At 34.2% G+C, this 9,818-nt stretch carries 9 protein-coding genes; 2 read left to right on the top strand and 7 right to left on the bottom strand.

Going from position 1 to position 9,818, the window contains the following annotated elements; translation table 11 throughout:
* Window positions 1-375: 375 nt before the first annotated feature.
* The 5 genes from APR43_RS22850 to APR43_RS22830 all read right to left on the bottom strand — a co-directional run bounded on the left by APR43_RS22850 (window position 376) and on the right by APR43_RS22830 (window position 5,364).
* Window positions 376-858 carry a hypothetical protein gene (locus tag APR43_RS22850; RefSeq protein ID WP_035646965.1) on the bottom strand — a complete coding sequence of 161 codons (483 nt, stop codon included), beginning with the start codon at window positions 856-858 and terminating at the stop codon, window positions 376-378.
* Between the two features lie 123 nt (window positions 859-981).
* Entirely contained in the window at window positions 982-1,773 is a 792-nt protein-coding gene (locus APR43_RS22845) for a (Fe-S)-binding protein (protein WP_053470181.1), read from the bottom strand.
* A gap of 123 nt (window positions 1,774-1,896) precedes the next feature.
* On the bottom strand, window positions 1,897-3,228 hold the full coding sequence (locus tag APR43_RS22840) for a (Fe-S)-binding protein (RefSeq protein ID WP_053470182.1): 1,332 nt from the start codon (window positions 3,226-3,228) through the stop codon (window positions 1,897-1,899).
* Between the two features lie 5 nt (window positions 3,229-3,233).
* Window positions 3,234-4,196 carry an MlaD family protein gene (locus APR43_RS22835; RefSeq protein WP_053470183.1) on the bottom strand — a complete coding sequence of 321 codons (963 nt, stop codon included), beginning with the start codon at window positions 4,194-4,196 and terminating at the stop codon, window positions 3,234-3,236.
* Window positions 4,197-4,248: 52 nt separating this feature from the next.
* Window positions 4,249-5,364, bottom strand: coding sequence for an N-acetylmuramoyl-L-alanine amidase (locus APR43_RS22830; RefSeq protein WP_053470298.1), 1,116 nt, complete (start codon window positions 5,362-5,364; stop codon window positions 4,249-4,251).
* An 82-nt stretch (window positions 5,365-5,446) separates the two neighbouring features.
* On the opposite strand from APR43_RS22830, the gene APR43_RS22825 reads away from it, so the two are divergent.
* A complete protein-coding gene (locus APR43_RS22825) occupies window positions 5,447-8,149 on the top strand; it encodes a putative LPS assembly protein LptD (RefSeq protein WP_053470299.1) in 2,703 nt (900 codons plus the stop codon).
* Window positions 8,150-8,173: 24 nt separating this feature from the next.
* On the top strand, window positions 8,174-8,554 hold the full coding sequence (locus APR43_RS22820) for a RidA family protein (protein WP_053470184.1): 381 nt from the start codon (window positions 8,174-8,176) through the stop codon (window positions 8,552-8,554).
* On the opposite strand, the gene APR43_RS22815 is transcribed toward APR43_RS22820, so the two are convergent.
* Both APR43_RS22815 and APR43_RS22810 read right to left on the bottom strand, forming a co-directional pair.
* The gene (locus tag APR43_RS22815; protein WP_053470300.1) at window positions 8,535-8,909 is read right to left on the bottom strand and encodes a methylglyoxal synthase; all 375 of its coding nucleotides are present in this window, start codon (window positions 8,907-8,909) and stop codon (window positions 8,535-8,537) included. The genes APR43_RS22820 and APR43_RS22815 overlap by 20 nt on opposite strands.
* Window positions 8,910-8,919: 10 nt before the next feature.
* Window positions 8,920-9,771: an N-acetylglucosamine kinase gene (locus APR43_RS22810; protein WP_053470185.1), complete on the bottom strand. Its 852-nt coding sequence runs from the start codon at window positions 9,769-9,771 to the stop codon at window positions 8,920-8,922.
* Window positions 9,772-9,818: the final 47 nt, after the last annotated feature.

The raw sequence follows: 9,818 nt of genomic DNA, 5'->3' as shown, positions 1-9,818 counted from the left end.
TCTTCAACGGATTAAAATCCATTACTCCAAAATAATCATTCCTTCGGAATTTTATATGCAGCGTTCCGTAGGAACAAATTATATTGTAGGGATGGATTTTAATCCATCTTCGCAAACATAATTGTCAATCTTTGTCGATTCTCTAGTGCGATTCCTCGTTCCTCGGAATGGCAAACTTTACGTAAAAAAAAACAAAAAAACTCACAAAGATTACGTAACGAAACCCGACAGGTTTTTAAAACCTGTCGGGTTTAACAATCTCCTCGGAATGACAAACTTTGGCGAAACCTGAAACTTGAAACTTGAAACAATCAAAACCAAAAAAGGCACAAAATCTAAAATTTCATGCCTTTTCAAATATATTATAAATTCCTCTTAGAAAAATCTGCTATGCCAGCTATCGGCAGCAGGAACTTCCCAGGATTCGTTGAATTCTTCGATATTGTTAACCAGATTATTGAAAACAATAGTATTCTCAGAAACTGATTTATCTTTTACCATTTTCTTGAAATCAATTAATGGTTTGTGTGCAATATGCTCTCCAAGTTTAAAAGTAACGTTCATTTTGTCTAATAAATCGACGTTGTACTTTTTCTCCAAACCTTGAATAAATTCTACCGAACTATCAATAGAACAGCCTGTAGCAGCCTGAACATCCTGATTTACGGCTAATATTATAAAACGATTGTATTTAAGCAAAAATGAAGCTTCAAGACTGGTTCCGTGTGCGGCCCATTGCTCTACAAAAGCTTTTAAATCTGTTTCGATTTCAGAAAACTCTTCCTCAGAAAATTTTCTGTTCGATTGGTAAATCCAAACTCTTGATTCACCAGGTAAATTTTCAAAAGGTATATACATTTTTTAATTTTAGATTTTAGATTGTTGATTTTAGATTTTTTTTAAAGTTTTAAGTTTCAGGTTTCATGTTTCAAGTTGAAAAACTTTGTCGCTTTGCACCTTTGCCTCTTTGAACCTTAAAAACTAAAGATCCTGCGCATTCGCAATTAACTCCGCAACGTCCATTACTTTTACCTCACCCTCTTTATGAGCATGTTTAATTCCATCCGTTAACATCGTGTTACAAAAAGGACATCCGGCAGCGATAATATCCGGCTGAACTTCTAATGCATCTTCTGTACGCAATACATTTACTTCTTTGTTTCCAGGTTCAGCATCTTTAAACATCTGTGCTCCACCTGCTCCACAACATAATCCGTTTGCTTTTGAGCGCTTCATTTCTACTAACTCAACGTCTAATTTTTGGATTAAATCCCTTGGTGCTTCGTATACTTTATTGGCTCTTCCTAAATAGCAAGGATCATGAAAAGTAATTTTCTTTCCTTTAAACTGTCCGCCTTCAACTGTAAGTCTTCCGTCATCAATTAATGATTTAAGGAATTCTGTATGATGAATAACTTCATAGTTTCCACCTAATTCAGGATATTCATTTTTTAAGGTATTAAAACAATGCGGACAAGCGGTAACGATTTTTTTCGCTTCATACGCATTTAAAACCTCGATATTCATCATGGCCTGCATTTGAAACAAAAATTCATTTCCGGCTCTTTTTGCAGGATCACCAGTACAACTCTCTTCTGTACCTAATACTGCAAAAGACACATTGGTACGATTTAAAATACGTACAAAAGCCTTTGTAATTTTTTTTGCTCTATCATCAAAACTCCCTGCGCAACCTACCCAAAATAAAACTTCTGGTTGTGTTCCCTGGGCTAGCATTTCTGCCATTGTTGGCACTACTAAACTTTCTGACATCTTCTTTTGTTGTTAAATCGGTTAATTGTTATTTGGTTAATCGCTCTCTATGATAACCTTACTAAAAACCTTACTATTTTTAATCACTTAAACGGTTAAAAAAATAACCGATTAAACTCTTTTCTAATTCTCGTTTTTCCAATTCAATCGGTCCTGCTGGCTGTACTGCCATGGTGCACCATTATTTTCGATATTGGTCATCATTGCATTCAGTGACATTGGCGCAGCACTCTGTTCCATCACTAAATAACGACGCATATCCATAATAATAGACAACGGACTAATATTTACGGGACATTCTTCTACACAAGCGTTACATGATGTACAAGCCCATAATTCTTCTGGTGTGATGTAATCGTTTAATAATGTTTTATTATCCGGAACAAAAACACCTTTATTGGCATCTATATTTTTTCCAACTTCGGTTAAACGATCTCTTGTGTCCATCATAATTTTACGTGGAGACAATTTTTTCCCTGTTTGATTCGCCGGACATGAAGACGTACAACGACCACATTCTGTACAAGTATAGGCGTTTAAAAGCTGCACCCAGTTTAAATCCTGAACATCGCTTGCACCAAATTTAGATGGAACAGCATTTTCATCAACCGGAGCCGCTGCAAAAGGATCTGCGTTTGGATCCATCATCAGCTTCACTTCTTTTGTAACTGATGCTAAGTTATCAAACTGGCCTTCTGGTTTTAAATTTGCAAAGTAGGTATTTGGGAATGCTAAAAGTATGTGTAAGTGTTTTGAGAAATACAAATAGTTCATAAAAATCAAAATACCCACAATATGCAGCCACCAAAAAGCTTCAAACAATAGCACAACCAGTTCGTTTGAAAGTCCATTAAAAATTGGAGCAATAAACTGACTTACCGGAAAAGTTCCTGCTTTATGAAAAACGGCTCCCGGAACATTTTGCAAATGCAGGTCAGAAGCATTCATTAATAAAAACAAGATCATTAAAACAGTCTCAAAATACAAAATGTAGTTTGCATCGTTTTTAGGGAATCCTGTTAAATCAGAATGTATAAAACGTTTCAGTCTGATAAAATTTCTTCTGATCCAAAAAACGGTAACAGCAAAAATTACAAGTATGGCTAATATCTCAAAAGAAGCAATTAAAACATCATAAACTACACCTAAATAAGGGGCAAAAATTCTATGAGTTCCTAGTAATCCATCGATTATAATTTCAAGTAATTCAATATTAATAATTACGAAACCTACATATACCAGGATATGAAGTATTCCGGCAACAGGGCGTCTCACCATTTTTGACTGCCCAAGAGCAATCAAAGCCATGTTTTTCCAACGAGCTTTAGGATTATCTTTTCTATCTACGTCAACTCCTAAATTAATGTTGCGGATGATTTTTTTTACGCTCGCTGCAAAAAAACCAAAACCTACGACAAGAAGTATGGCGAATAAAATATTATCTAAATAACTCATTACAATTATTTTTTATCAGTTGAATTTGTTTCTGCCGGTGCTACATAAGGTTTGTTTTTCTTCCCAAAAAGAGAAACGTTTACGTAACGTGTTGGATAAAGTCGAACATCTTGTAATAACAATTCAAGCTCTTTTGAAGTTTTTGAAAGGTTGTTGTAAAGCGCATCGTCGTTTAACAATTTCCCTGCTGTACCTTTTCCAGAATTTAAATTAGCCATGATACCATCTACTTTTGCTAAAGTCTGGTTTAGGTTACGAACTGTTTTTCCAAGATCGGCTTTATTTAAAGAATCAGATATTTTATTGAAGTTGCTTGACATTTTATTAAAGTTTGTCACCACTCCGTTTATCTGGCCTTTGTTAGTATCTAAGATATTGTTGATACTTCCCGAAGCTCTGTGAAACTGTTCCATTGTCTGGCTCAATTCTGCTAAAGTTTTCTTTAAATCCTGCTGTGTTTTTTGGTCTAAAACATTGTTTAATCCCGTAACAAGATTATCAATATTTAAGAGCATTTTATCCAATTTAATTGTAATTGGCTCAATTTTACCACCTAAAGATTCCGTTAATCCCAACTTAACAACAGACTCCAGTGTTTGTCCGTCTTCTGCCAGTTCTTTATCTGCTAAATTTGGAATGATGGCAATTTGCTTTCCTCCAATTAAGCTTCCGGAATATAAAGATGCTTTACTTGTTTTAGAAATTGGAAAATCTGTTTTTAATTGAAGTTCAACTAATAATTTTCCTGTTGTTTCACTGATTGTAATTTTAGTTACCTTACCTACTACTAGTCCGTTTATAGTAACGGGCGCTGATTGTGCCAATTCTTCAACATTGTCATATTCAGCATAATATGTTTTATAATTGGTAAAAAGGTCTTTTCCTTTTAAAAAACTGTAGCCCCAGATAAATAATAAAATAGACGCTATGACTAATACAGCCGTTTTAATTTCTCTTGTTAGTTTCAAAATTCTAAGTGTTTTGTTACAAAATTAGTATAATATTTCGAACTTGTGACGATTATTTAATCGCATCCTGAATATTGATTTTTTCTCCGTCTTTAGTTGCTATTAAATATGCTGCGCCATATCCTTTATTCTTAGCTTCTTCCAGATATTTTTTCGCAGCTTCATAATCCGAAGTTTCCTGATAGAAATATTTATAAATATTGTTTTCGTAGATCATTGTTACATTTTTTAGTCCTTTAAAATTTTTAGGTTCTAAAGGTGTTTTTTTAATACTTGCAATAAGCTGTACTTTAAAGAATGTTCCTTTTGGGGCTGCAGGCGCAGGTGTCTGCACCACTTTTTTTGGAGTCGAAGTATCTCTTACAGGTTTAGCTTCAACTGCTTCTGAAGTTCCTGAACCAAAATATTCTCTTTTGTAACTCAAAATAGCTTCTGCAATTGCTTTTGCGATATCATCCTGTCCTTCTTCAGAATTTAAAATATTTCCTTCTGTTGGGTTAGATACGAATCCGGTTTCAACTAAAACTCTTGGCATATACGCTTTATGAAGTACCATAAATGGTGCTTGTTTTACACCACCTTGTCTGATTTTTTTTCCAAGTCTCTCAAAATTGTCTTCAATTTTACTTGCTAACGAAATACTATTATCCAAATATTCTTCCTGCATTAAAGTAATTCCAACCATTTGTTCTGGAGAATTTGGATCGAAACCATCGTATTTACGTTTGTAATCTTTCTCTAAAGTAATTACCGAGTTCTCTTTTTTCGCCGCTTCAAGATTTGATGCCACTTTACTCAAACCCATTACATACGTTTCGGTACCATCTGCTGCGGTATTTTTATTGGCATTACAATGTATGGAAACAAAAATATTAGAATTGGCTCTATTTGCGATATTGGCTCTTTCGACCAAATCAATAAAGACATCTGTTTTACGAGTATAGATTACATTGATGTTTGGATTAAGCTCTAAAATTTTCCCTACTTTCAGTACAATAGCCAAAGCAATATTTTTTTCAATCCGCCCGCTGTAAACGGCACCAAAGTCGTGATCTCCGTGTCCGGCATCAAGTGTTACTTTAAAAACATTTGACTGGCTATATGTGCAAAATGACGCTATTGTTAGAAAAAAGGTAAAGATTACCTTAATTTTATTTAATCTATTCATAAATCTTAAAGTTAATTTTAATAAAACGCAGCTGTTATAATTTTTACAATTGATTATTTTTGCCAAAAAATTATATGTAAGTTTGACATGTCAAAAAACAAGCCATAATTTTACAAAAATAGCATTTAAACCTTTGCAGACAAACTTATTTAATATCGTTTTAATATCATTTTTCCTAACAATGGGATGTGGTAATTTATATTCGCAAGAGATAAAATCTAAAAAAAAGCCTTTACCAGCTGCAAAACAAACAGATAAGCCTCAAATAACTCAAAATGACACTATAAAATTAGATACTGTCAGACCAACCAAGACTTTCCTGGATGGCAAGGTAAGATACAAGGCAAAAGATTACGCAAAAATCGATCAGAAGAAAAAACTGATTACTTTATACAACGAAGCTGAATTATACTACAAAGATGTTGAACTAAAATCTGGTATAATTGTTTTGAATTATGAAAAGGATGAAGTTTATGCTGGAAGAATTAAAGATTCTGCCGGAGTTTTAGTGCAGTACCCGAACTTTAAACAAGGTTCGAGCGAGGTTCAGCCCGATTCTATCCGCTTTAATTTTAAAACAAAAAAAGCATTAATTTACAATTCAAGAACCAAACAAGGTGAATTGAATATTAAAGCTGCAGTTACTAAAAAAGAAAATGACTCTGTTTATTATCTAAAAGGTGCGCGAATCACAACGGCACAGGATATTGACAATCCGGAATACTACTTTAGAACAAGCAAAATAAAATTTGTTCCCGGAAAAAAAATTGTTACCGGTTTAACGCAAATGGTTATTGCCGATGTTCCTACTCCGCTGGCTTTGCCTTATGGTTATTTCCCTTTGAGTCAGGAAAAAAGCGTTTCAGGTATTATTATTCCAAGTTATAACGATTCAAATACCAGAGGTTTCTCTTTACAAAATGGTGGTTATTATTTTGCTTTAAGTGACAATTATGACTTAACGGTTTTGGGAGATTATTATACCAATGGTAGTTACGCCATGCGTTTTGAATCGGCGTATGCAACCCGATATAAATACAGAGGAAATGTTAATATTCGATTTGAGAATTTAATTAGCAGCGAAAGAGGTTATCCTGATTATTCCAAACAAAATATTTACAATATTCAGTGGTCACATTCAAAAGACACAAAATCAAATCCTAACTCAAGTTTTAGTGCATCTGTGAACATGGGTAGTAGTAAGTACTTTAAACAGTCTATTAATCAGGCTAACGTTGGGTCAAATTTGAATAATACCTTAAGTTCATCTATTTCATATAATAAAACTTTTAATACGATTCCGGGTTCTCGTATTTCGTTGTCTGCTACACATCAGCAAAATACACAAACAGAGCAAATCCAAATGAGTCTTCCTAACCTTCAGGGAAGTATTGACCGTATTTATCCTTTTGTTGGAAAAGACGGGGTTAAAAAAGGGTTTATTAAAAACATCAACTTACAATACAACGTAACAGGTAAAAACAACATCACTACTTATGATTCCTTGTTTTTTAAGCCTCAAATGTTCAGAGACGCACAAATTGGTATGCAGCACTCTATTCCGATAAGTACTAACTTTAAAGTATTCAAATATTTTAGTGCCGGAGCATCAACAAACTATCAGGAAACATGGGTAACAAAAACTATCAAAAAAGGTTTTGATGATAGCAAAGGACAAGTTGCCGATAAAACAGTAAATGGTTTTGATTCGTACAGAACATATAATTTAAGCACCAATTTAGGAACTACTATTTACGGTACATTCAATTTTGGAGAAGATAAAAGGATTCAGTCTATTCGTCACGTTATGAGGCCGAGTCTTACGTATTCGTATACACCAAGTTTTGATCAATATTATGAGCATTATACGGTTGATGCGTCTGGTAAAATTTCTACCGATGAATACTCGCGGTTTGCAAATGGTATTTACGGCGCGCCTGGGCAAAGCAATTCAAACATTGTAGGTTTTTCATTAAGTAACACTTTTGAAGCCAAAGTAAGAGACAAGGACAGCACGAAAACTGAACCTAAGAAGATAATGCTGTTGAACAATTTAAACTTCAATACAAGTTATAATTTTAGTGCTGACGGAAAAAAGGCTTTAGCCTGGCAGCCAATTGTAGTAAGCGGAGGAACGCAGTTTTTTGACAATAAAATGAATGTCAATTTTGGGGCTGTTTTAAATCCTTATGCGATTGACAATGCAGGAAATGTTATAAACAAGTATAATATTGACAATGGCGGAAGTTTGTTTAGAATGACTAGTGCCAACCTTACCATGAATTATTCCTTTTCAAATAAGGGAACCGGAAAAGAAAAAAATACGCAAAGCCAGCGAAACGGTGGTCGTAATGACGATTTATTCGGAACAAACACAGACTTAAACGACAGCCGAAATAGTCAGTTTGCTAATGAACCGGAACGCGACGAAGATGTTGTAAGTGAGTTTTTTAGTTCAAAAATTCCTTGGGATATGACAATGGCGTATTCGCTTACTTATTCCAATACTGCAAGAGAAAATAAAATATCCGGAAACTCTATTATGATTTCTGCCAATATGGATATTACGCCTAAATGGAAAGGCGGAGTTTCTACCGGTTATGATTTTGTTCAAAAAGGGGTTACTTTTACTCAATTCCGTTTTGAAAGAGATTTGTTAAGCTGGAGAATGGCTTTTAACTGGAATCCGATGGGACCAAATGCTAACTGGAACTTCTTCATTGGAATTAAATCTGGTATGCTGAGTGACATTAAATGGAACAAACGCAGTACTTCTAATCGATAATTTGTCGACTTAAAATAATTTATCATGAAAAAAATAATCTTTACAGAAAAGGCTCCGGCTCCTATTGGGCCGTACAATCAAGCCGTATTATCAGGAAATACACTTTATACTTCTGGGCAGATTGCTATAAATCCGGCTTCGGGAGAACTTGTTACTGATAACATCAATGATGAAACTAAACAAGTAATGGAGAATATTGCAGCTATTTTAGAAGCGGCCGATATGACTTTTGAAAACGTTGTAAAAGCAACGATCTTCATCATGGATATGAACAATTTTGGTGCTATTAACACTATTTACGGTTCTTATTTTAACGAAAAAACCGCTCCAGCACGTGAAACGGTTCAAGTGGCATGTCTGCCAAAAAATGTAAATGTTGAGATCTCTATAATTGCAGTGCAATAGCATCTAATAATAATTGTGCCGTTGCTTCATTTGTTGCCAGCGGCACATTATGCACATCGCAAACACGAATTAGCATATTAATATCAGCTTCATGCGGATGACTTGATAATGGGTCTTTAAAAAAGAAAACCATTTGTGTAATTCCTTCCGCTACTCTGCCTGCAATCTGCGCATCACCGCCTAAAGGTCCGGAAAGCATTCTTTGGGTTTTAAATCCCGCTGCTTCCGCTTTTCCTCCAGTTGTTCCGGTACCAATAAGTCTGATTTTTTCATTATGAAGAACTGCTTCATTCTTAATCAAAAAATCAATCAAATCTGCTTTTTTACCGTCATGCGCAATAATTGCAATTTCCATAAATCCAGAACTATTGGTTAGCAACATGGTAAGCAATTAAACCGTCAATTGGTCTTCTTAACACGTTTCCTAATTTAAGCTCGTATTTATCGAAAGTTTCTTGTAATTCATCTTTCAGATAAAAAGCAATAGAACCTACAAAATGCACAGGAACTTCTTTACAGTTATCAAACTGTTTGATGTAGTTTTTAACGAAAGATTTCATTCCTTTGAAAATAATTTTTCTGCAGAATTCTGTGTCTTTATGTTTAATTAAAAACTTAGCAAAAGTTGCCAAATAAGCATTTGGGTTTGGTTCTTTATATAATTTGTTTTTAATAAAGTCAGGATCAACGTCGTATTCTTTTTCAAGCTCAACCGCTAATTCCTTAGGCATTTTATTAAAATAGTATTTTCTAATTAATTCTTTTCCAAAAACGTTTCCGCTGCAGTCATCCATTACGATATATCCTAATGACTGAACTTTTTGGTGCAATACTTTTCCATCAAAATAACTGCAGTTTGAGCCAGTTCCTAAGATCGATACGATTGCTTCTTCTCCTTTTGGAGTTGTAGCATAAACAGCCGCGTAAGTATCTTCCTGAACGTCAACAATTGCGTTAGTAAAATACTCCTGAAAGATTTGCTTTAACCATTCTTTCATTCTGTCTGTTCCACAACCTGCTCCGTAAAAGAACAAATGTGTTGCATTTTTTTTATTTTGTAAAATATCAAAACGGTCATTCAATCTTGAAATGATTTCAGGTCCGTCAAGAATTTCAGGATTTAATCCTAAGGTTTGTGTCGTGAATAATACTTTTCCATTATCATCAATTGCAATCCAATCGGCTTTAGTAGATCCACTATCAACTATTAATTTCATTTTTTTTGTTTTTTGAATTAGTTTCTCTTCAAATAAGTGTGTTTTTT

Source organism: Flavobacterium sp. NLM, from assembly GCF_002210235.1.
GTDB classification, from domain to species: Bacteria; Bacteroidota; Bacteroidia; order Flavobacteriales; family Flavobacteriaceae; genus Flavobacterium; species Flavobacterium panici.
Note: the sequence above shows the minus strand (reverse complement) of the source record. Positions and strands in the feature narration are given on the sequence as shown.